The following is a 23,894-nucleotide window of genomic DNA, read 5'->3' on the forward strand; positions in this document are numbered from 1 at the left end:
TCCTCTCTATTTTTTAAAATAGCTGATTGCTGCAGCCACGGTTATAAATGAGCCAAACACAATTACTAAGGTGTTATTGTCTACATTTGGTAATAGTGTGTCTAGCGCAGTTTCAACACTGTCATATTGCGTACTAGGCGCTGTTGATGTCGTTTCAGCCAATGCCTTTGCAAGGTTTTCAACCTTATCGCCGCGAAAACAATCTAAACTGGCTAACGACCACTCATGAACAACATCCGCCACGGCTGACATTGCTGCTACTTTATCTTTATCTGCAAGCATAGCGACTAATGCATGAATTTTAAACCCTTGATCTTTATACACGCTTAATTTACGCGCCAAATAACGGGCCGATTCAGGGTTATGTGCCACATCGGTAAAAATAAGTGGCTGTTCATTTAGCTGCTGAAAACGTCCTTCAACTGTTAAATTAGCTAAACAATCACGTACTTGTTGCTCACTAGGTAGTAAGTCAAGTTTAGCCAATAAGGTCAACGCAGTGGCAGCATTTTGACAAGGGATCGCAGGTTTAGCTAAGCGCCAATCTTTACCTTTGTACTGCCAATTAAAACCTTCACTGTCTTCAGTGAATTTAAAATCACGGCCAGATAACACCATATCAGCATCAATTTCATTACCGTAATCAGTTACTGTATGCGGAATCTCTAAGTCACCCACAATTGCGGGGATGTGAGGTCGGAAAATACCTGCTTTATCGTAGCCAACAAGCTCGCGTGTATCACCTAGGTATTCTTTATGGTCTAGATCGATAGTTGTGATCACACACGCATGTGGTGTGACAATATTCGTCGCATCATAGCGGCCACCTAAACCCACTTCTAACAATACATAATCAACAGCGTGTCGTTTAAAAATTGCCAGTGCACCTAACGTACCGTACTCAAAATACGTCAGTGGCGTCTCACCACGGCCCTTTTCCAGCATATCGAAAGCATCAACATGGAATTGGTCATCAAGCTCTTGGCCATTAATACGTACGCGTTCGTTGTAACGAATTAGGTGTGGAGAAGCATATGTACCCACACTAAAACCTTGTGCTAGTAATAGGCTTTCTAGGCAACGCGCTGTGGTGCCTTTACCATTGGTACCTGCAATTAAGATTATTTTGCTCGGTGTATCGAGTAAGCCAATTTGGTTTGCAACGCGAGCAACGCGCTCTAGACCCATCTCGATATTGGCAGGGTGAACACTTTCTAAATAACAAAGCCAATCATCAAGGCTTGATGATTGGCTAGGAAGGATTTCTGTCATAGCGATTAATCAGTTAAGCTGAAATTTACGCTACTCTATGCTCTTGTTCAGTAGAAGGCAAGTTCATAAATTTCGCTAAGATACGCGCAAGGGTGTCACGCATTTCACGACGGTCAACAATCATGTCGATTGCACCGTGCTCTAGCAAAAACTCACTGCGTTGGAAACCTTCAGGCAGAGTTTCACGGACTGTTTGCTCGATTACACGAGGGCCGGCAAAGCCAATAAGTGCTTTTGGTTCAGCAACGTTTACATCACCAAGCATTGCCAGTGACGCAGATACACCACCCATTGTTGGGTCGGTTAATACTGAGATAAACGGTAAGCCTTTTTCGCTCATTTTCGCCAGTGCAGCACTTGTTTTTGCCATTTGCATCAATGACATAAGTGCTTCTTGCATACGGGCACCGCCTGATGCTGAAAAACAAATAAGTGGCATATTATGCTCTAAACATTGATCTACAGCTTCAACAAAACGAGCTCCGACTACTGACGCCATAGAGCCACCCATGAACGAGAACTCAAAAGCAACAGCAGCAACAGGAATACCTTTTAGGCGACCTTTCATTGCCACAAGTGCGTCTTTTTCGCCGCTTGCTTTTTGTGCTTGGGTAATACGGTCAGAGTATTTTTTAGAATCTTTAAACTTTAATACGTCTTTTGGTTCGTGCTCTGCACCAATTTCTTGACGATCAGCGTCATCTAAAAAGTTTTCAAGACGTTTACGGCCACTTAAACGCATATGGTGATCACATTTTGGACATACGTTAAGTGACTTTTCTAATTCTGCTTTATATAAAATTGAATCACAGTCTGTACACTTTGCCCAAACCCCTTCTGGGATTTCTTTTCGGCCTGACGATTTAGTCGTTTTAGGTAAGATTTTTTCTAACCAACTCATTTGCAACTCTCTTAATACTGTTCTGTGTCGCAGTCTGCTTAATTGGAAATACTGATTGGTATTTCTGACAACCAATAAACAGACAGATTTTTTCAATTAAAACATGAATTACCCGCAGACGATATAAAAAACTGGTCTTAGTAGTGTACTACCAAGTGTTAACTGTCTGAATCAGGTAAAAACAAAGGCCCTAATGGTGTTTTAGGGATCTCAAACTGCTCAGGGTAATCCACATCCACTAGATAAAGACCCGCAGCTTTAGCTGTCGCACTGGCTTTGGCTCTCTCTTTTAAATCAAGTAACTCTTTTAACCAAACAGGTTCATGCTTATGTAAACCAATGTCCATCAAGCAACCAGTAATATTACGTACCATGTGATGTAAAAACGCATTGGCTTTAATATCAATGATCACATAATCACCTTGGCGTTTTACCGACAAATGGTGAATAGTACGATTTGCTGTATTTGCTTGGCAATGCAGTGCTCTGAACGATGTAAAGTCGTGTTCACCTATTAAATACTGACAGGCTTGTTGCATTTTAGTTTCGTCTAATGGGTGATGAAAATGAGTAACGCCTTCACTCATAATGGCACCGCGATAGGTATAATTATAGATTACATAACGATAACGGCGTGCTGTCGCACTAAAACGTGCGTGAAAATCTTCAGAAACAGGCTTAGCAAAACGAATAGAAATATCTTTTGGTAATAGGGTATTCATTCCCATCGTAAACGCCACCATTTCGCGTTCAGCATGAGTATCAAAGTGCACAACTTGGCCTGTACCATGAACGCCTGCGTCCGTGCGACCCGCACAAACAATCTCAACAGGATGATTACAAATACGCGACAACGCTGTTTCTACTTCTTGCTGTACGCTGTTGACGTGTGATTGACGTTGCCAACCACTGTAACGGGCGCCGTTGTATTCTACTCCAAGTGCTACTCGCATAATGATCTATTTACCTAGTGTGCTAAATGACGGGGCATTCTATGCGATCTGCCCGTGCAATAAAAGCCAAGAGCGCAGATCACATATTGATAAATACTACAGACTAATCTTCTTCGATGTTGTCTTGGCCTTTGGTGCCCTCTTTTGCGCGTAATTTATGGTGAATAGCCGATTTAATCAGCATGTAACCACTGATAGGTGCTGTAATGAGCAAAAAGATAGAAATAAGAATTTCTTTTACACTTACACCATCGTGTGTGAAAGTAAAATAAACCATCGCCGCTATTAACAGTGAAGCCATACCCAGTGTCGTCGCTTTGGTGGGCCCATGCAGGCGCATAAAAAAATCAGGCATTTTAACCAAACCGATTGAGCCTATCAGAATAAAGCAACCACCAATTAACAATAAGATTGAAACAACCCATTCACTCATCATTTGTTACCTTATTCAATAATATCGCCGCGTAGCAAGTATTTACATACTGCTACCGTACTCACAAAGCCAAGCATCGCAATTAATAAAGCCGCTTCAAAATATAAATCTGTATCCATGCTCATACCGTAAAGAATGATTAATGCAATGGTATTTATAAACATGGTATCAAGCGCTAAAATGCGATCTGGCACTGAAGGCCCAATAATAAGACGCCATAAATTCAATAAAAGTGAAATGGCAATCATCCCATACACAATGAGGAATACCGTATCTAACATCGGAAAATCTCCTTAAGCGGGGCTTCGTAACGCTGTTTAATCTTATTAATAAGTTCAGCTTCATCTGCTAAATCCAGCACATGAATTAGCAAATAACGTTGCTCAATTTCTTCACCTTCTGCAAGCGACTCTGGAATGGGATACACCTCAGCACTGACCGTACCCGGCGTTAAAGATACTGTACTTGCTAATATCGTAATGGGCATATCATGACTTAAATCAAGTGGCACCTTAACAAAGCCAGGGCGTAGCCTTTTAGTTGGCCCAAGGATCAGTAAGGCAACCTGCAAGTTAGCCGTTACAATATCGTACAAGACTAACAGTAAATGCCTAATTGCAAGGCCAGGTCGAACAATTAACGGCTGTGGATCCCGAAATGGAAAGGTGATCCATGGAATTGTGATCGCAAAAAGGGCTGCAAGCAGTAGATGCCCAGGCGACACACTATTGTTGAGCAACAACCACACGACGAAGAGTAAAACACTGCGAAACGGAGTGGGTAGCCAACGAAAACGGGCTTCTAAACGCATTTAGCGGCCTCCCTGTAGTACATTATTAATACTGGTGTTGATATCGAACAATTGCTCAGATGTCGCAAGCATAAAATCTGAAATTGGACCGGCAAAAATAACCATCAAAGGAGAGCAAACTAACAATAGTAACATCGCCGTGACTTTTAATGGGTGTGCCTTTATACCTTCAACAGCTTCACTTTCTTTGAATTTTCGGTCCCAAAAAAGGCTTGTGCCAGCACGAGAAATAGCAACCAATAAGGCTAAACTTGAAAGTAAGTAAATTGGCCAAAACACCATGCCCTTCTCACTATCTAAGGTACTTTTTAGAATCCAAATTTTACCTACAAAACCAGACAGTGGAGGCATGCCTACTACTGTTAAGGCAGCAATTACAAAGCTAATTCCTAATAAAAAAGGTTGTGCCACAGCACGCCCTGCAACAAGGCGATCGGCCACTTTTCCACGCTGATGCGCAATCAAATCAGCCAGTAAAAAGAGCACAGCACAAACAATCGTTGAATGAACTAAGTAGTAAAGTAACGCCGCAGTCGCCGCTACATTCTGAATAGCGACTAACGCAACCAATGTACCCACTGATACGATCACTAAGTTTGCAATGAGCTTTCTAAAATCTTGGCTTGCAAGAACGCCTATCGACCCCAGAATGATGGTCGCTAATGCAAGCCCCCATAACCAAGGTTGTGCCATGTGTGCAAGCTCACCCGCGTTATCACCAAAGATGACGGTGTACACACGAAGCATGGCATACACACCCACCTTAGTCATGATCGCAAATAAAGCGGCTACAACTGGGGTGGCACTTGCGTAGGTATTAGGCAACCACAAATGTAGCGGTAACAACGCTCCTTTAAGGGCGAAAACTACAATGAGTAGTAACCCCCCTATTTTAGCTAAATAAACATCATCACCTGTTAACTGAGGTACTTTCTGGGCTAAATCAGCAATATTTAAGGTACCCACTACGCCATATAAAACACCAAGCGCAATAAGAAATACACTCGAGCCAATCAGGTTAAGAATCACATACTGTAGAGCTGCACGGGTGCTGTGCTTGTCCCCGCCATGCATCAATAATGAATAAGATGCGATTAGCAGCACTTCAAAAAATACGAATAGGTTAAATACATCCCCAGTTAAAAATGCACCGTTCACACCTAAAATTAAGAAATGAACAAGAGGATGAAAGAAGCTTCCTTTTTTATCATCACCTGCGCAGCTATATAGCACAACAACCGCACCAAGTAAGCTGGTCAGCACTACCAGCAAAGTCGCTAGTCTATCTGCAACCAATACAATACCAAAAGGAGCCGACCAGTCACCGATGGCGTATACCATGGGTGCCGTACTATTTACATGAAGTAGTAAAAATGCACTAACAGCAAGGGTTATAATCGACATTAACACCGACATCACACGGCGAATATGAAGATTCTTACCGCATGGAGGCATGAGTAAAATAATGCCTGTCAGCATGGGAATTAAGATAGGTAAAGAAGCCAAATGCTGAATCATTTTCGCTCCTTTGAAGACTTAACTAAATGTCCATCAACATGATCATTACCCAAATCGGCACGACCACGAATTGACAAAATAACGACAAAAGCGGTCATTGCAAAACCGATTACAATAGCCGTTAACACTAAAGCTTGAGGGAGTGGATCTGCATACTCACTGGCACTGCCCAAAACCGCTGCTTTATTAATTGTTAATCGCCCTGATGAAAACAAGAATAGGTTTACCGCATAAGACAGCATGGTTAAACCTAACACGACCGGAAAGGTTCGCGCTCTTAAAATTAAATAAATGCCGCATGCAACCAGCACGCCCACGCATGATGCGTACAATACTTCCATTAAATATTTACCTCTTGCTTGGGTGTATTAGCCGTTAGTTTTCCTAAACTAGCTAAAATCATCAGCGTTGCACCTACAACAGTTAAATACACACCTAAATCAAATACGATAGCACTGGCAAGTTCTGTTTTGCCAACTAACGGTATATCAAAATAATCAAACCACGTTGTTAAGAATGGACGACCAAATGCCCAGCTTCCAACACCTGTGAATAAAGCGATAGCAATGCCCGATGCGATAATCTTACGGTAATTCACATCAAACCGCTCTGCTATCCAATTAGAGCCATTCGCCATGTACTGTAGTATAAATGCAATGGCTGTGACTAAGCCTGCGATAAATCCACCGCCTGGTAAATTGTGGCCTCGTAAAAAGATATATGCAGAAACTAACAATGCCAAAGGTAATAAGCTTTGTGAAATACTTGCAAGAAGAATTGGATAACGCTCTCGCGCCCACGGACGCCCTTCACTATCACTTGCAGGCATAAATAAAGGTAAATTGATAAGCAATTTATAAATACCTAACGCGGCTATACCTAAAACGGTGATTTCACCTAAGGTGTCAAAGCCCCTAAAGTCGACTAGAATAACGTTCACCACGTTTGTACCACCACCGCCAGTTTTAGCATTGGCAACAAAGAAGTCAGAAATTGACTCAAGTGGTCTTGTTAATAGCGCATAACAAATACTCGCCACAACCACACCTATAGCCGACGAAATCCCCAGATCACGTAAAATACGTAATGAGCTTGACTCTTTTGGAGTACGCTGTGGTAAGAAGAATAGTGCTAGCATCAGTAGCATCACAGTGACTACTTCAACCGTAAGCTGTGTCAGTGCTAAATCTGGCGCAGAAAAGCGAGTAAAGGCAACGGACACCATCAGGCCTACGATTGAAATCATGATTAAAGATATCATCCGTGAACGATGCCAAAATACGGTTGCTAATGCACCAATAATCAACAAACCAGCACCAATGGCATTATGAAAATCAATAGGCGTTAGCTCACTGGCACCAGCAAGTTGACGCATTTCAAACAAAGGCCATCCAGCGCACAGTAAAACAACCGTAATCATGACAAAAGCGTAGCGTTGCAACGAGCCATTTTCGATATGATTTATCTTCTCTTGTGACCACTTGATCACACGGTATAACCCCCCCCTCAAAACCTTTTTTCGCACTGATTGTTGGCAATGATGCTTGGAACTGGAACAAATACTTACGCTGTACATAAATCAGTATTCCGCAGCAGGTTGCAATAAAGCTCATTAACAGAGGTAAGTTAAATCCATGCCAAACAGATAATTTATAATCGGGTGCAGCATCCCCCAGCACAGCGTAGGATGCTGAGGCCAAAATATCACTGACGGCAAAGTGAGGGAACATACCGACCAATAAACACAATACCACTAAAATTTCGATAGGTACGCGCATGTAGCGCGGCGGTTCATGGGGCTCTTTTGGTAAATCAATCGGGTCACCATTGAAGAAAACATCATGTATAAAGCGTGCTGAGTACGCTACAGACAAGGCACCCGCTAAAGTCGCTAATACAGGAATAAGCCAAGACATAGAACCCAATACCTGCTGGTGCAAGGTTTCAGCAAAAAACATTTCTTTTGATAAGAAACCATTTAACAGAGGCACCCCTGCCATAGAAGCGGCGGCCACCATAGCAAGTGTTGCTGTATATGGCATAAAACGCCACATACCATTTAACTTACGCATATCACGGGTGCCAGTTTCATGGTCAATAATACCCGTCGCCATAAACAATGACGCTTTAAATATCGCGTGATTAATAATGTGGAAAATAGCTGCCACAGTTGCAAGTTCGGTATCTAAACCTAACAGCAATGTGATTAGACCTAAGTGACTGATAGTAGAGTAAGCAAGCAGTCCCTTTAAGTCATGTTTAAATAACGCAATGTAAGCACCAACAAGTAAAGTCGATAAACCTGTCATCGCGACTAAAATAAACCACGTATCAGTACCTGATAGTGCAGGATAGAATCGCGCAAGTAAAAATATACCGGCTTTAACCATGGTTGCTGAGTGTAAGTATGCACTAACGGGTGTCGGTGCAGCCATAGCATGAGGTAGCCAGAAATGAAAAGGAAACTGCGCAGACTTAGTAAATGCACCTAATAATATAAGTACCAGACCCACTTCATATAAGTCGTGTGATTGAATTAATGCTTTACTAGCAAGAATGACATCAAGGTTATAGCTACCAACAATATCACCAATTAAAAGTAAACCCGCTAATAACGCAAGACCGCCCGCCCCCGTAATTGCTAGCGCCATTCTTGCACCTTTTCGTGCTTCTGACTTATGCCACCAATAACTAATTAATAAAAACGAGCTAATACTTGTTAATTCCCAAAATAGCCATAGTTGAATGACATTGTTAGACATCACAATGCCAACCATGGCCGTCATAAATAGCATAAGGTAACAATATAACTTGGGCAGTGAGTCGTTATTACTTAAGTAATAGCGTGCATAGAAAATGACTAGAGTACCAATACCCAAAATCATATAAAGGAATAATAAACTTAACCCGTCAAGTCGAAATGAGACTTGCATATTCAACAGTGGGATCCAATCTGCTGTATAGCGGATAGTTTCACCAGAAAAAACGGCTGGTGTATAGGAAAATACGATTCCAAGAGCAATCAAAGGCGCTAACATGGTCAAAGCAGTGCTTTGATTACGTGTTAGTTTTGAAGTGCAGGATGAAATAACACTGCCAATCAAGGATAACAGGGGTATCCAGAGCAAAGTCATAATAAGGAGCCTTTTAGTGTCATAAGAATATCAATACCGCTGCTAGTTATAATTAGTTGCGTACTGTTCATTTGGATGGTTAAAAGTTGGCTTCAAAAAAAGCTTACAATGCGTATAGTTATACTGATTGGGTGCTATTTTGTCTATAGGAGACACACCTATTCGGCCAACTTTTAACCACTTTACGTATTAAAATAGCAATAAATAAGCGATTAGTCAGAAAATTCTTTAGAGCTTAAAGCTGTTGTTATTACAGGCTTTACACCAATAAAGGCAAAATAATCAGTGTACCTTACTGGCTTTGTTAAGGGGGAGTTAATTTGTTTTAACCAAAGTTGGCGATATTGTTCAGATAATCCCACCTTTTGGTATTGCATTATTGACCAATGAAGACTGGGTTTATAAGCCATTTGGTTTTTGCAAGCCACACTTTTCTGCCATCCTTTTGGCGGCAAACTGTTACTTGCAATAAATAAATTAGGCGCCACTAGCCCTTCTTGCTGGCACAACCATTGCTGTTTTTGTTCTGGCAATGGGTATTCATCCTCAAAACCATTAAAGTGCATTAGCTCATGTAGAAATACTGCATATGATTGGGATGAATTAATATGCATAATACCACCTTGTACGTTTGCACTCCCCTCTTTCGACATCATGACAATAAAGTCAAAACCAGCTGGCCATGTGTGGTTCTTTGCTTCTCTCCAGTCACATTGCAATGCGTTATTATTTTCCTCGCAGCGATATTGGTTGCCTACATAAACAACATCGCTAAAACAAAAGCTATTCATGGCAGGCTCTGGATTAGACTGATATTGGCCTTTAAAAGATTGTAAAGCAGCAATACCACTTTTATGATCCGCCATCATTAACACATTAAAATGGCATGTTGGATTTGTTGTAACAGCGTCTAACGACAAGGCAAAATTATGTAAATTGGCATACTCGCTTGTTATTTTAATAGTAGGCATGCTTTGTTGTAAAAGCCATGTTTGCTTAGCGTCACCATCGGGTAATCGATTTGTCTTCCATAATGACTCCAGAGCATTCCACTGCTCGTTTATTACTAATTGCTTAGCGAGGTTTTGCTGCTGTTGCAAGTCAAAGAAGTCAAACTGGGTTTGCCACCACAATTGCGCCGCAGAAACATTACCTTGCTGTAAAAAACGCAAAGCTAGCTGATATTTGGCATCGGTATTATCAAGCTCAGCCAAATGACGAAGTTGTGAAGTACTGAGTCTAGCTAATTGCGTATTAACAACATGAGGTGCTAAATAGTAAATAGCAGCAGTTTGGGAAGGTGTTTTGCCAATATAATAAAGATAAGACGGTGAAAAGTAGGATACTGAGCTTGAGAGTCCAGACAAACTCAGTAATAACCCTACTAACAGGTACTGATTAGCTCGCGTCTTCACCAGCCATTAACTCAAGCTCTAAACGTGCGTATTTATATTCAACAAACTCATGCACATTTGTAGAAAGGGCTAATCTAAAGTAATCAGCAGCGAGGTAGCTATCACCAGCAGCTTGATGTAATTTAGCTAAATAAAAGTAGGCTTCACATAAACGATGAGCATACTCTTGTTCTGACGTTACGCCTTCGATAATGCCAGATAAAAACTCAAATTCGCTAATATCGCCCAAATAAAGTGCTAGAAGTTGATAACCCCATTGTGATTCATCAACCCCTTGTGCATTCGCTTTAAGATCAAGCAACGCTTGCTCTTTATTTGCTTCTGCTTGAGCGAGATACAACCAAAGCACACGATAAGGATCACTCGGCGCTCGATTTAGAAACTGTTGTAAATCATCCGCAGCCAGTAATGGACGTTCGCCATAATAAAGCGCAATACCGCGGTTTAAATAGGCATATTCATGCTGCTCATCTAACTCTAAGGCTGAATCGAAAAACTCATACGCTTGTTCGTATTGCTGCATAAGTGTGTGATGAATACCTAAAAAATTATAGACTTCAGCAAGATCTGGTTTAAGCTTTATAGCACGATTAAAGTCTATTCGTGCCAATGTTGACATCCCTAAGCTATCAAATAGCACACCGCGATCGTAATATAGTTTTGCTTGCTGCTCTGGGCTTAGATCCGTTCTATTTAATAACTCTGAATAGCGTGCAATCGTAATTTCATTGCGAAAATCAGAAGCCAACGGCGCTGTGAATGGCACATTAACAATAGGCAAAGACTCAGGTTGTGACGTTGTTTGACATGCACTTAAAGAAAAAAGAGCCACGGCGGTCAATGCTAAGTGTTTAAAATTCATTAAAATCCTTAATACCTGAAGAATGCTCTGTAGACAAAGTCGAAGCTAATAGGTTTCATTAAAGCATAAAAAAAGGGGCTAAACAGCCCCTTTTTCTGATATCCAGTAAATTACTGGTCAATCAATCATTATTCAGCGTCTTTTGGCTCTTCTGCTTTTTCTTCAGCAGCTGGTTCCATCGCTTCTTTAATGCTTAAACGTACACGACCTTGGCGATCAACTTCAAGAACTTTTACTTGTACTTCTTGGCCTTCGCTTAGGTGATCAGTTACGTTGTTAACACGCTCTGTGCTGATTTGTGAAATGTGCACTAGACCGTCTTTACCCGGAAGGATATTAACGAACGCACCAAAATCAACAATACGTACCACTTTACCTGTGTAGATGGTCCCTACTTCTAGCTCTGCAGTTAATTGCTCGATACGCTTGATAGCATCGTTTGCGCTTATACCGTCAGTTGCAGCGATTTTGATTGTACCGTCATCTTCGATTTCAATCGTCGTGCCAGTTTCTTCAGTAAGTTGACGAATAGTTGCGCCCCCCTTACCGATAACTTCAGCAATTTTCTTCGCAGGAATTTGCATTGTGTAGATGCGTGGTGCGAACTGAGATAACTCTTCAGAAGGAGCTGAAATCGCTTCGTCCATAACACCTAATATGTGTAGACGTGCTGCTTTCGCTTGTTTAAGCGCGATTTGCATGATTTCTTTAGTGATACCTTCAATTTTGATATCCATTTGTAGTGCTGTGATACCGTTTGAAGTACCCGCTACTTTAAAGTCCATGTCACCTAAGTGATCTTCATCACCTAAGATATCAGAAAGAACAACGAAATCTTCGCCTTCTTTAACTAGACCCATCGCAATACCAGCAACAGATGCTTTAATTGGTACACCGGCATTCATAAGCGCTAATGACGTACCACATACTGATGCCATAGACGATGAACCATTTGATTCAGTGATTTCTGAAACAACACGGATTGAGTATGGGAAGTCAGTAAGCGTAGGTAGTACCGCTGAGATACCACGCTTAGCTAGGTTACCGTGACCAATTTCACGACGCTTAGGTGAGCCTACAAAACCAGTTTCACCTACGCAGAACGGAGGAAAGTTGTAGTGAAGCATGAAGTGATTTTTGTTAGTACCAGTTAAATCGTCGATTAACTGTGAATCACGCTCTGTACCCAATGTTGCAGTCACAAGTGCTTGTGTCTCACCACGGGTGAAGATTGCTGAACCGTGAGTACGCGGTAACACACCTGTCATTACGTCTAGTGCACGAACCATATCTGGTTCACGACCATCGATACGTTTTTCACCAGCGATGATACGGCCACGAACGATTTCTTTCTCTAAAGAACCGAATAGCTTGCCAACTTCTTGCGTATCTAGCTCTTCGCCTTCAGCAAGGTTAGCAGTTAATGTAGCAACTACTTCTTCTTTCGCTACACCTAATGCTTCTTTACGCGCTACTTTGTCAGTGATGCGGTATGCTTCACCTACTTTGTCAGCAGCGATTGCAGAGATTTTCTCAGCAAGTGTGATGTTTTTCTCTGGTGCTGTCCAATCCCAAGCAGGTTTACCTGCTTCTGCTTTGAATTCGTTGATTGCGTTGATGATAGCTTGAGATTGCTCATGACCATAAACAACCGCACCTAGCATGACGTCTTCAGATAGTGTTTCAGCTTCTGATTCAACCATAAGTACTGCGTTATCAGTACCAGCAACAACTAGGTCTAATTGGCTTTCTTCAAGTTCAGCAAGTGTTGGGTTAAGTACGTATTCACCGTTGATAAAACCAACACGTGATGCACCGATAGGACCATTGAATGGAATACCAGAGATAGCAAGTGCTGCTGACGTACCAATCATAGCAACCATATCAGGTTGGATTTCTGGGTTAACAGAAACAACTGTCGCGATTACTTGTACTTCGTTTACAAAACCGTCAGGGAAAAGAGGACGGATTGGACGGTCGATTAGACGAGCAATAAGCGTTTCGCCATCGTTAGGACGACCTTCACGCTTAAGGAAACCACCAGGGATACGACCCGCAGCGTACATACGCTCTTGGTAGTTAACTGTTAGTGGGAAGAAGTCTTGACCTGGTTGTGCATCACGCTTACCAACTACAGTAACTAATACTGAAGTATCGCCAATGCTTGCTAGTACTGCGCCGTCAGCTTGACGTGCTATAGCACCTGTTTCTAGAGTCACAGTATGTTGACCTAGTTGAAATTCTTTAATAATTGCTTGCACTTAAAAATATCCTTTAAATGTAAAAGCAACTCAGAGCAGCGCTCCGAATTGGTAAAAATAGTCCATCAAAGTACCAATTACAGTACTTAATTGAACTTGTGCAAAATCAATTAAGTACTACAATTGGCAATGATGTTTTTGATATCTAGGAAGCATCCACTCCCTAGGTGTGCGCTAGTATACCTTTCATACGCGCACAAAAAAAGGGGCTAAATAGCCCCTTTTCTCGTAATCTAGTTCTTAGCGACGTAGGCCAAGCTCTTGGATTAACGCAGTGTAACGTGCAATGTCTTTACCTTTAAGGTAATCAAGCAGTTTACGGCGTTGGCTTACTTTGCGAAGAAGACCACGACGTGAGTGGAAGTCGTGCTTGTGGCTAGCAAAGTGACCTTGAAGCTTGTTGATATCGAAAGTAAGAAGTGCAACTTGTACTTCAGGTGAACCAGTGTCGCCTTCAGCGCGCGCAAATTTAGCGATGATTTCAACTTTTTCTTGATTGCTTAGTGACATAGTAACTCCAAAAATTAATTTAAATTGTGTTTTAGCCGATCACTAATTCAGCCAAAACGATTGAGCGGGCGTATTCTACCCAGCTTTGCTAATAACTACAAGGTAATCTTTACTCAGGCAGTTGATTTGATAAACCGCGCTTTGATTTTAAGTGACCATCTTTATGGCGCTCACCGGTACCAATGAATACCCCATCAGCCATTACTTTTACCGCACCATCTGGTACAGGCTTACCAATCACTACAGTTTGACCATGACTAAATGCCACGCCCTGCTCGTGTGTAATTTCAATCACAGGTAGGTCAACCAAAGCAGTATCCATTGGCAGTAGTAGTTCATCGAGGTAGCTTGAAGGCGCAACATCATCTGCTTTTGCTTGTTGTAACTTTTCTTCAAGTTGTTCAAGAGTGACCATCTTCTCACTTGGATAATGGCCAACTGCACTGCGATGTAACATGATCACATGCGCACCACAGCCAAGCTTTTCACCTAAGTCGTCAACAATAGTACGAATATAAGTGCCTTTAGACACATGTGCCGTCATTTGTACTTCGTTATTCGCTTCATCGAACTCATCAAGCGTTAAACTAAATACATTAATTTTTCGACACTTTCGCGGCACTTCAATGCCTTCGCGGGCATATTTATACAAAGGCTGACCTTGGTATTTAAGCGCAGAGTACATCGAAGGATATTGATCCGACTCACCTAAGAAATTGGCAATTTGCTCAGCTAATTGCTCAGGTGTTACCGAGACTTCACGCGTTTCAACCACTTCACCATCTGAATCAGACGTTGTAGTTCGCTCACCTAGCTTGGCACGAACGACATAAGTTTTATCGGTATCTAGCAAAAACTGGGTAAACTTAGTCGCTTCACCAAAACAAATAGGCAGCATCCCCGTCGCGAGCGGATCAAGCGCACCGGTATGGCCCGCTTTTTGAGCAAAGTAAATTCCCTTTGCTTGCTGCAACGCTTTGTTTGATGAAATACCTTGCGGCTTATTAAGTAATAAAATGCCGTCAATAGCACGACCTTTAGTGCGTCTAGCCATTAGTCTTTAGTGCCTTCTTCGCTGTCATCTTCGTCTACATGCTTGGCATTGTCTTCACGAATAACAGAATCAACCAAGTTTGAAATACGCATACCTTCCATAAGCGAATTATCGATTACAAACCGTAACTCAGGCATGATGCGCGCACGAATGCGTTTACCTAATAAAGAACGAATATAACCCGTTGCTTCATTTAAGATTTTAGCACTTTGCTTGGCTTTATCTTCATCATCAGTATTAAACACTGTGATAAATACTTTTGCGTAAGATAAGTCGCGAGATACCTCAACCGCAGACACTGTCACCATGCCTAGGCGAGGATCTTTGATTTCGCGTTGAAGAATAACAGCAATCTCTTTTTGAATTTGCTGAGCAACACGATCTGTGCGAGAAAATTCTCTCATTTCATTTCACTCTAAAATAATAACTTATTGATGTTAAAGAATAAGTTAATTTAATTACGAATACACAAATGGGGGCTAGGCCCCCATTTAAAGCAATAACTTAAACGAAATTAAAGTGAACGTTGTACTTCAACCGTCTCGAATACCTCGATTTGGTCGCCAACTTTAACATCGTTGTAGTTCTTAACGCCGATACCACATTCCATACCGTTACGAACCTCAGCAACGTCGTCTTTAAAGCGACGCAGTGACTCAAGTTCACCTTCATAGATAACCACGTTATCACGAAGTACACGGATAGGCGCGCTACGCTTAACGATACCTTCAGTAACCATACAACCTGCGATTGCACCAATCTTAGGTGACTTGAACACGTCACGAACTTCAGCAAGACCAATGATCTCTTGCTTGAATTCTGGTGCAAGCATACCTGACATCGCTTGTTTAACTTCTTCAATCAGGCTGTAGATTACGCTGTAGTAACGTAAGTCTAGGTTTTCTGACTCAATTACTTTACGAGCTGATGCATCAGCACGTACGTTAAAGCCAACAACGATTGCGTTTGACGCCGCTGCAAGCGTTGCATCAGTTTCAGTGATACCACCTACACCTGAACCAACAATCTTCACTTTAACTTCATCAGTAGAAAGCTTAGTTAATGAATCAGCGATTGCTTCGATTGAACCTTGTACGTCAGCTTTAAGAACGATATTAACTTCAGATACATCGCCTTCAGCCATGTTCGTAAACATGTTTTCAAGCTTCGCTTTTTGTTGACGAGCAAGCTTCACTTCACGGAACTTACCTTGACGGTAAAGTGCGACTTCACGCGCTTTACGCTCATCTTTAACTACTGTTGCTTCGTCACCCGCAGCAGGGATACCAGAGAGACCTAAAATCTCAACTGGGATAGATGGACCCGCAGACTTGATGTCTTTACCGTTCTCATCTTTCATCGCACGTACACGGCCATATTCAAGACCACACAGTACGATATCACCTTGATTCAGTGTACCTGATTGTACAAGAACTGATGCAACTGGACCACGACCTTTATCAAGACGTGATTCGATTACAACGCCCGCCGCCATACCTTCTGCAGGCGCAGTAAGCTCAAGAAGCTCTGCTTGCATTAGGACTGCTTCAAGTAGGTCATCAATACCTAAACCTGTTTTTGCAGAGATATGTACAAACTGCGTATCACCGCCCCACTCTTCAGGGATTACGTCAAGTTGAGCTAGCTCATTCTTAACGCGATCTGGGTCGATACCTTCTTTATCCATCTTATTTACTGCGATAATTAAAGGAACGCCAGCAGCACGGGCGTGCTGAACCGCTTCTTTAGTTTGTGGCATTACACCATCATCCGCAGCAACTACAAGGATTACGATATCCGTTGCTTTTGCACCACGTGCACGCATTGATGTAAACGCGGCGTGACCTGGCGTATCTAAGAAGGTAATCATGTTACCGTTAGTTTCAACGTGGTATGCACCAATATGCTGGGTAATACCGCCCGCCTCACCAGATGCAACTTTTGCTGAACGAATGTAGTCAAGTGTTGACGTTTTACCGTGGTCAACGTGACCCATTACGGTTACAACTGGAGCACGAGGTACAGCTGTACCTTCTTCACTACGGTCGTTGAGTACTTTCTCTTCTAATTCATTTTCTTTAACGATAATAACCTTGTGGCCCATTTCTTCAGCAACAAGTTGTGCTGTTTCTTGGTCAATCACTTGGTTGATGGTAACCATGTCACCCATCTTCATCATTGTTTTAACAACTTCAGCACCTTTAACAGCCATACGAGATGCAAGTTCAGCAACTGTGATTGTTTCACTAATGCGTACTTCGTTTTTAACATCTGCAGTTGGCTTTTGGAAACCATGCTGTAGTGAAGTTGGTGCTTTTAATTTGCCTTTTTTACCCTTAGGTAAAGGAGCCTTCTCTTTTTGAGGTCCTTTTTTCTTTTTCTTACGACGAGCACTTTGCTCTTCACGTGCATCAGATTCATCTTCTGCTTCACGCGCGTAAGTTGAAGTCGTAAGATGGTGATCAGCGTTTTCTTCACGCTGCTTACGCTCTTCTTCTTCTTTCTTCCAGCGAGCTTCATTTTCTTCAGCTAGCTTTCTTGCCTCTTCTGCTTGACGTTTCGCTTCTTCTTCAGCTTTTCTCAATGCGGCCTCTTCTGCTTCTTTTTGCAGACGCTCAGCTTCGGCACGATCTTTTTCAGACTTAGCACTTTGCTCTGGGGTCATCTGCTTTTGTTTCGCTTTACGCTCAGCTTCAGCTTTGCGTTTAGCCTCTTCTTTGGCTTTACGCTCAGCTTCTTCTTTAGCTTTACGTTCTGCCTCTTGTTTCGCTTTAAGCTCTTCAGCTTCTTGCTGGGCTTTAAGCTCTGCTGCCTTACGGGCAGCTTCTTCTGCAGCTAAACGCTCTTCTTCTTGCTGTTGCTCAACGGCGCTTTTCTTTACGTAGGTACGCGTTTTACGTACTTCTACTTGGACTGACTTCGCTTTACCTGTAGAGCCAGTTACACTTAACGTGCTCTTGCTTTTACGTTGCAAAGTCATGCGAGCAGGGCCTTCCGAGCCCGTGCCACCATGCTGCTTACTCAGGTGATCAAGTAACGTTGACTTCTCAGTTTCTGTTACCATATCACCTGCTTGTTTTTTGATACCGGCTTGTTCAAGCTGCTGTAATAATTTATCAACAGTTGTACCAATATCTCCGGCTAGTTTTTCAACATTTACTTCTGCCATAGTGTGTAATACCTCCGTTAATAAATTACTCGTCTGCGAACCAACAAATGTTACGCGCAGCCATAATAAGCTTGCCAGCTTCTTCTTCTGAAAGGTCAGTGATATCCACTAACTCATCAATACCTTGCTCAGCTAAGTCTTCAAGTGTTATTACACCTTTACTTGCCATAACAAATGCAAGGTGACGTTCTAGACCTTCAAGTGCTAGTAAATCCTCTGCAGGCTCTGCACCATCAAGGCTTTCTTCTGTCTTAAGCGCTTTTGTTGTTAATGCGTCTTTTGCACGAGAACGTAAAATATCAACTGTTTCTTCATCTAAACCGTCAATTTCTAAGAATTCAGATGCAGGAACATAAGCAACTTCTTCAAGTGTTGAGAAACCTTCGTTGATAAGCAATGTTGCAAACTCATCATCGATGTCTAGGTACTCAGTGAATAAGTTGATTAATTTGTCTGATTCAGCTTCGTTCTTCGCACGCATGTCATCAACAGTCATGACGTTTAATTCCCAACCAGTCAATTGACTAGCAAGACGCACGTTTTGACCGTTACGACCAATCGCTTGTGCTAGGTTATCGGCTTCTACAGCGATATCCATTGAATGTGTATCTTCGTCCATCACGATAGATGCCACTTCAGCTGGCGCCATTGCATTGATAACAAATTGCGCAGGGTTATCATCATAAAGAACGATATCAACACGCTCACCGCCAAGCTCAGTTGACACAGCTTGAACACGTGCGCCACGCATACCAACACACGCACCTACAGGGTCGATACGTTTGTCGTTAGATTTTACTGCAATCTTTGCACGCGAACCTGGATCACGTGCTGCGGCACGTAATTCAATCATTTCTTCGCCAATCTCTGGCACCTCAATGCGGAAAAGTTCCATCAGCATTTCAGGCTTAGAACGCGTTACGAATAGCTGTGCGCCACGTGCTTCTGGTTTAACTTCGTAAAGTAAACCACGGATACGGTCACCTGGACGGAAGTTTTCACGCGGTAACATGTCATCACGGTAGATAACCGCTTCAGCATTGTTACCTAGGTCAAGTACAATAGCGTCACGCGTTGCTTTTTTAACAACACCTGTCACCAACTCACCTTGTTGATCTTTATATTCTTCAACAACTAACGCACGTTCAGCTTCACGTACTTTTTGCACGATAACTTGCTTTGCCATTTGCGTTGTAATGCGGTCGAACTTGATTGACTCAATTTGCTCTTCTACGTAATCACCTAGTTGTAACTCAGGGTCTTCAACTTGCGCTGCTTCCAACGTAATTTCGCTGTAAGGGTGTTCTAACGAACCGTCTTCTTGAACTTCTGCAATTTTCCAGCGACGGAACGTGTCGTAATTACCTGTTTTACGATCGATTGATACGCGAACATCGATTTCGCCATCGTGTTTTTTCTTTGTCGCAGTCGCTAATGCGAACTCTAACGCTTCAAAAATCTTTTCTTTTGGAACCGCTTTCTCATTGGAGACGGCTTCAGCAACCAATAATATTTCTTTTGCCATGGGTTATGCCTCGCTTGCCCTATTCCTTCGCACTCGAATTAAAACTTTGCGATGATGTTCGCACGTTCAATGTTACTTAGCATAATCATATGCTCAGTGCCATCTGCCGAAAGTGTGATCATATCACTGCTAACTGATACTAAATCGCCTTTAAAATTACGGCGACCATCTTGTGGAAGCTTAGTACGCACGCGTACCTCTTCTCCTTGCGCCTTCTCGTAGTGATCTTGTTTGAATAATGGACGATCAACACCAGGAGACGAAACTTCCAAATCATATTCGTTTGTAATCGGGTCTTCTACGTCTAAAATCGCGCTAACTTGACGACTTACATCGGCACAATTATCAACCGTAATCCCTGCATCGTGATCAATGTAAACACGTAATGTAGAGTGGCGACCAGCTTGCACAAACTCAAGACCATGTAACTCAAAACCTAACATTTCTACGGCTGGTGAGAGCATGGTTACTAAATCTTGCTCAAGTTTTGTCACGAAAATCCTCCATACAAACAAAAAAAGGGCATATAGCCCTGAATACTGAGTTTAATAATGATTTATACCACTGGGGTATTAAGTAAATCATGCTAGACCAGATACAACAACGCCCCGAACCAAGCGGGGCGTCACACCTAAAGCATAAAACTGTGTGGCCTAAGGCCAAGCTTGGTTGCGAGTCATTTATCTGACTAAATTAAACTAGATAGCCTAAACGCAAAACGCGCATTACCCAGAATGCGCGACTTCAATACAGTAAGCTAACTTACTGTGTATGTTTATCACATTACTGTGTAAACACTGAGTTGGTTGCGGGAGCCGGATTTGAACCGACGACCTTCGGGTTATGAGCCCGACGAGCTACCAGGCTGCTCCATCCCGCGCCAATGGATATTAAAGCTAATTGCTAAATATCGCAGTTTGAGTGACAAGCACCTCAAATCAATGGCGGCTATTATAAGCCCGTAGCGCTCAATTAGCAACCTCATTGGGTGAATTAGTTAGACTATTTTGTAGATAAAAACATTATGACAGCCCTGTCATTAATTTCCTATTTTCGAGAAAAGTGGTCTATAGTTGGTATTATAATAAGAAAAACTATAGCGAGTGCTATTAAGCGATAATTAATGAGTCTATCTATTTTTCAAAAAAAGCTTTTACAACAAAATGTTGAGCTGATAAAACCGGATTTTCATCAATTTACAAAGACATTTCATTCGTTAATGAGTGAAAAGCCGCTGCAAATGACAATTCCAAGTCAAGAAAGCATTAATCAGCAAAGCTACATTTTATATTGTGCACTTAATAAGGTAATAAATCATTTAGATGATTTACCCCTTGTGATCCCATTTATTCACTATATGGCAAACAATCTCAGCTTTTTAAACGTTAATTGTACTGACATTGACTTACTTTGTGATGCTTTTTGGGACACCCTTCAAAAACAATCAATTAAATTGAATAGTCACCTAAGTCAGGCATGGTTACAAGCAATATTAATATTTAAGAATATCGTTAAAAGCTATCTTTTTTCATATAGTAATGTTGTGTCTTTAGCGCAAAGGCAAGCAACACAGCTAAGTTCATAATTGCCCTAATTCAGTGTTTAGCCTATCAATCTGGCGTTGCTCAACCGCAATTAGAGTATCAAATTGACTCGTTACAGCGCTCATTTTCTCAGACAATGCTTCGTCTGCACTCACATCTGTCAAATTTAAAGCACGGGGACGGGTTTGTTGTTCAAGTTGACTCAGTTGACTATTTAGCTGTGCATAGAGTGTGTCAATCTTATTTTGATGCTCAGTGATTTCTCGTTTTATTTGCTGTGTTCGAATAAAACTATCAACCTCTGTATCTACAGTTTGATCACTTTGCGCTAAAAGCGTCGCTTTTTCAGTATTTAGTCTATCGATACCTCGTTGTTCATTATCGATAAGTAATTTGTAGCGCTGAGATGTAGCAGTCATTTGTTTTGCAATTGCAGCTACTTTTTTATTCCCCACTACATTATTCAATTGTGTGTCAGCTTGTTTACTTAAGCTGGCAATATCATTATCTAAGCGTTGGGTTAAAGTGTCTATTTTGTTGTGGTGCTGTTGAATTTCGGCATCAATTTGCTTTACTCGGATATAGCTATCTACACCAGAATCAGGCTTTACAGGTGCTGATTCAAATAGATTAGAAACATGCGGATTTTGCTCTTGAATGATTACTAATCTAGCGTCCTTTCCACATGGTTGCTGGCTAAACTCAACCACGCCGTTTTTTTCACACTGGTAAACCGCCGCGTTTACTACATTCGTAAACATTAAATACGCACAACTCAAAAATATCACTGTTTTAAACTGAATTTGCATGCCATCACCCTTTTAGAGTTTAGTTCCTTATATTAACACACTAATTAATTTCACGATCTATATCTGCATTTACTTCGTATCGATTTATTTAGTCACAAGTCAATTAGGTTTACTATAGTGCAATACTCAACTTTACGGTTTATTTTTGGCGACCAACTTAACGCCAGTCATAGTTGGTTTAAAGAAGACGATCAGCAAGATGTGTTGTATGTATTGGCCGAACTAAAACAAGAAACCGACTATGTAAAACATCACCTACAAAAGATTGCCGCTTTTTTTGCTGCTATGGAAAATTTTGCATGTGCATTAAAAAAAGCAGGATTTAATGTACTGCATCTTACCCTTAATGAAACCTCTGGCAGTTCTTCGCTAGCTACCCTTTTGACAAATTTAGCTAAACAATACCATTGCCAAACTATTGAGTATCAATCTCCTGATGAATATCGACTTAAACAGCAACTACTCGATTATACAAAACAAACCTCACTTAAGGTAAATGCGTACGATACAGAACACTTTTTGCTACCGTTTAATGAAATACCTCAATATTTCAAAAAAGATAAACATGTAAAAATGGAGTTTTTCTATCGAGCCATGCGTAAGCGCTTTAATATTTTAATGGATAAGAATAATGAACCGCTTGATGGGCAATGGAATTTTGATCAGCAAAACAGAAATAAGTTAAAACAAAGCGATCTTAAAAATATCTCTGAACCTTTGTGCTTTAGCCATGATGTGAGTGATATTCTAAAGCGTATAGAAAAACATAAAATAAATACTTTTGGAGAGTGTAACGAAACCTTAATCTGGCCAACTACGCGCTCGGAAGCAAAACAATTACTCGACTTTTTCTGTAAACACTTACTTGTTCACTTTGGCCAGTTTCAAGACGCCATGACATGTCAATCAGACTATCAATGGTCTTTGTATCATAGTCGCTTATCATTCGCGCTTAATACCAAAATGCTGCACCCGATGCAGGTCATTGAGCAAGTATTAAGTAGCTTTAAGAAACAGCACATCGACATTGCACAAGTAGAGGGTTTTATTAGGCAGATCCTTGGTTGGCGTGAATATGTTCGCGGTATTTATTGGCAAAATATGCCTGATTATGCGAGTAAAAATACCTTGAATGCTGAACGTACCCTACCCGACTATTTTTGGCACGGCAAAACGAACATGAATTGTATGCACCATGCCATTACACAAAGTTTGCAAACGGCCTATGCACACCACATTCAACGCTTAATGATCACCGGTAACTTCTGCTTGTTAACTGCTATTGATCCAAATGAAGTTGATGCTTGGTATTTAGGTATCTATATCGATGCTATCGAATGGGTAGAAATGCCGAACACGCGTGGCATGAGTCAGTTCGCAGATGGAGGGTTAATAGCAACTAAACCCTATGCCGCCAGTGGTAATTACATCAATAAAATGAGTGATTACTGCAAGCATTGTAGCTACAACGTTAAAGAAAAAGAAACTGATGACGCATGTCCGTTTAACAGTTTATATTGGCACTTTATGTTAGAGCACGAACAACAGCTATCGCAAAACCCACGTATTGGAATGATTTACAACAATTGGTATAAACAAGATGAGTCACTTAAGCAAGCAACGTTAAAACGTGCCAAGTGGTGCTTAGATAATTTAGAAAAACTGTAACAAAAAAAGCCGCCTCAATTGAGGCGGCAAAACTAATTCAGGGAACAATGCTGGT

At 41.5% G+C, this 23,894-nt stretch carries 20 protein-coding genes, 1 tRNA gene and 1 pseudogene; 2 read left to right on the forward strand and 20 right to left on the reverse strand.

Going from position 1 to position 23,894, the window contains the following annotated elements; translation table 11 throughout:
• Positions 1-6 precede the first annotated feature (6 nt).
• The 19 genes and pseudogenes from folC to L0Z67_RS11650 form a co-directional block, all read right to left on the reverse strand.
• The gene (gene folC / locus L0Z67_RS11560) at positions 7-1,272 is read right to left on the reverse strand and encodes a bifunctional tetrahydrofolate synthase/dihydrofolate synthase (protein ID WP_237114280.1); all 1,266 of its coding nucleotides are present in this window, start codon (positions 1,270-1,272) and stop codon (positions 7-9) included.
• A 25-nt stretch (positions 1,273-1,297) separates the two neighbouring features.
• A complete protein-coding gene (accD, locus tag L0Z67_RS11565) occupies positions 1,298-2,173 on the reverse strand; it encodes an acetyl-CoA carboxylase, carboxyltransferase subunit beta (protein WP_062569835.1) in 876 nt (291 codons plus the stop codon).
• Between the two features lie 158 nt (positions 2,174-2,331).
• Positions 2,332-3,126, reverse strand: coding sequence for a tRNA pseudouridine(38-40) synthase TruA (gene truA / locus L0Z67_RS11570; protein WP_062569834.1), 795 nt, complete (start codon positions 3,124-3,126; stop codon positions 2,332-2,334).
• A 103-nt stretch (positions 3,127-3,229) separates the two neighbouring features.
• Positions 3,230-3,562, reverse strand: a complete 333-nt coding sequence (locus L0Z67_RS11575; protein WP_062569833.1) for a Na+/H+ antiporter subunit G — start codon at positions 3,560-3,562, stop codon at positions 3,230-3,232.
• An 8-nt stretch (positions 3,563-3,570) separates the two neighbouring features.
• Positions 3,571-3,840, reverse strand: a complete 270-nt coding sequence (locus L0Z67_RS11580; protein ID WP_062569832.1) for a K+/H+ antiporter subunit F — start codon at positions 3,838-3,840, stop codon at positions 3,571-3,573.
• Complete coding sequence (locus L0Z67_RS11585; protein WP_237114281.1) at positions 3,834-4,370, reverse strand: Na+/H+ antiporter subunit E; 537 nt, start codon at positions 4,368-4,370, stop codon at positions 3,834-3,836. The genes L0Z67_RS11580 and L0Z67_RS11585 overlap by 7 nt, the downstream gene beginning before the upstream one ends.
• Positions 4,371-5,888 (reverse strand): monovalent cation/H+ antiporter subunit D, encoded by a 1,518-nt coding sequence (locus tag L0Z67_RS11590; protein ID WP_062569830.1) that lies wholly within the window; start codon positions 5,886-5,888, stop codon positions 4,371-4,373.
• Positions 5,885-6,229 carry a Na+/H+ antiporter subunit C gene (locus tag L0Z67_RS11595; protein ID WP_062569829.1) on the reverse strand — a complete coding sequence of 115 codons (345 nt, stop codon included), beginning with the start codon at positions 6,227-6,229 and terminating at the stop codon, positions 5,885-5,887. Before L0Z67_RS11595 ends, L0Z67_RS11590 begins: the two co-directional genes overlap by 4 nt.
• Positions 6,229-9,022 (reverse strand): annotated as a pseudogene (locus tag L0Z67_RS11600) (monovalent cation/H+ antiporter subunit A). The gene L0Z67_RS11595 and the pseudogene L0Z67_RS11600 overlap by 1 nt, the downstream one beginning before the upstream one ends.
• Before the next feature lie 212 nt (positions 9,023-9,234).
• The gene (locus L0Z67_RS11605) at positions 9,235-10,437 is read right to left on the reverse strand and encodes a hypothetical protein (protein WP_157066214.1); all 1,203 of its coding nucleotides are present in this window, start codon (positions 10,435-10,437) and stop codon (positions 9,235-9,237) included.
• A complete protein-coding gene (nlpI, locus tag L0Z67_RS11610; protein WP_062569826.1) occupies positions 10,421-11,299 on the reverse strand; it encodes a lipoprotein NlpI in 879 nt (292 codons plus the stop codon). Before nlpI ends, L0Z67_RS11605 begins: the two co-directional genes overlap by 17 nt.
• A 128-nt stretch (positions 11,300-11,427) precedes the next feature.
• On the reverse strand, positions 11,428-13,560 hold the full coding sequence (pnp, locus tag L0Z67_RS11615; protein ID WP_062569825.1) for a polyribonucleotide nucleotidyltransferase: 2,133 nt from the start codon (positions 13,558-13,560) through the stop codon (positions 11,428-11,430).
• A gap of 240 nt (positions 13,561-13,800) precedes the next feature.
• On the reverse strand, positions 13,801-14,070 hold the full coding sequence (gene rpsO / locus L0Z67_RS11620; RefSeq protein ID WP_054553172.1) for a 30S ribosomal protein S15: 270 nt from the start codon (positions 14,068-14,070) through the stop codon (positions 13,801-13,803).
• 109 nt (positions 14,071-14,179) lie between these two features.
• Complete coding sequence (gene truB / locus L0Z67_RS11625; protein ID WP_405128052.1) at positions 14,180-15,124, reverse strand: tRNA pseudouridine(55) synthase TruB; 945 nt, start codon at positions 15,122-15,124, stop codon at positions 14,180-14,182.
• Positions 15,124-15,528, reverse strand: coding sequence for a 30S ribosome-binding factor RbfA (gene rbfA, locus L0Z67_RS11630; RefSeq protein WP_054553174.1), 405 nt, complete (start codon positions 15,526-15,528; stop codon positions 15,124-15,126). Before rbfA ends, truB begins: the two co-directional genes overlap by 1 nt.
• A 110-nt stretch (positions 15,529-15,638) precedes the next feature.
• On the reverse strand, positions 15,639-18,293 hold the full coding sequence (infB, locus tag L0Z67_RS11635; protein ID WP_062569823.1) for a translation initiation factor IF-2: 2,655 nt from the start codon (positions 18,291-18,293) through the stop codon (positions 15,639-15,641).
• 25 nt (positions 18,294-18,318) lie between these two features.
• On the reverse strand, positions 18,319-19,818 hold the full coding sequence (gene nusA / locus L0Z67_RS11640; RefSeq protein WP_062569822.1) for a transcription termination factor NusA: 1,500 nt from the start codon (positions 19,816-19,818) through the stop codon (positions 18,319-18,321).
• Between the two features lie 38 nt (positions 19,819-19,856).
• A complete protein-coding gene (rimP, locus tag L0Z67_RS11645) occupies positions 19,857-20,312 on the reverse strand; it encodes a ribosome maturation factor RimP (protein WP_062569821.1) in 456 nt (151 codons plus the stop codon).
• A 309-nt stretch (positions 20,313-20,621) separates the two neighbouring features.
• Positions 20,622-20,698, reverse strand: a tRNA-Met gene (locus L0Z67_RS11650).
• A 243-nt stretch (positions 20,699-20,941) separates the two neighbouring features.
• Between L0Z67_RS11650 and L0Z67_RS11655 the strand changes: the two genes are divergently transcribed.
• Positions 20,942-21,403 carry a globin gene (locus L0Z67_RS11655; RefSeq protein ID WP_062569820.1) on the forward strand — a complete coding sequence of 154 codons (462 nt, stop codon included), beginning with the start codon at positions 20,942-20,944 and terminating at the stop codon, positions 21,401-21,403.
• Here the strand turns inward: L0Z67_RS11655 and L0Z67_RS11660 are convergent.
• Positions 21,398-22,171, reverse strand: coding sequence for a DUF4124 domain-containing protein (locus L0Z67_RS11660; RefSeq protein ID WP_062569819.1), 774 nt, complete (start codon positions 22,169-22,171; stop codon positions 21,398-21,400). The two genes, L0Z67_RS11655 and L0Z67_RS11660, sit on opposite strands and share 6 nt — an antisense overlap.
• 114 nt (positions 22,172-22,285) lie before the next feature.
• Between L0Z67_RS11660 and L0Z67_RS11665 the strand changes: the two genes are divergently transcribed.
• The gene (locus tag L0Z67_RS11665) at positions 22,286-23,839 is read left to right on the forward strand and encodes a cryptochrome/photolyase family protein (protein WP_405128726.1); all 1,554 of its coding nucleotides are present in this window, start codon (positions 22,286-22,288) and stop codon (positions 23,837-23,839) included.
• The last annotated feature ends 55 nt before the right edge of the window (positions 23,840-23,894 follow it).

The sequence above is a fragment of the Pseudoalteromonas sp. PB2-1 genome (assembly GCF_045040605.1).
In the GTDB taxonomy this organism is placed as follows: Bacteria; Pseudomonadota; Gammaproteobacteria; order Enterobacterales; family Alteromonadaceae; genus Pseudoalteromonas; species Pseudoalteromonas arabiensis.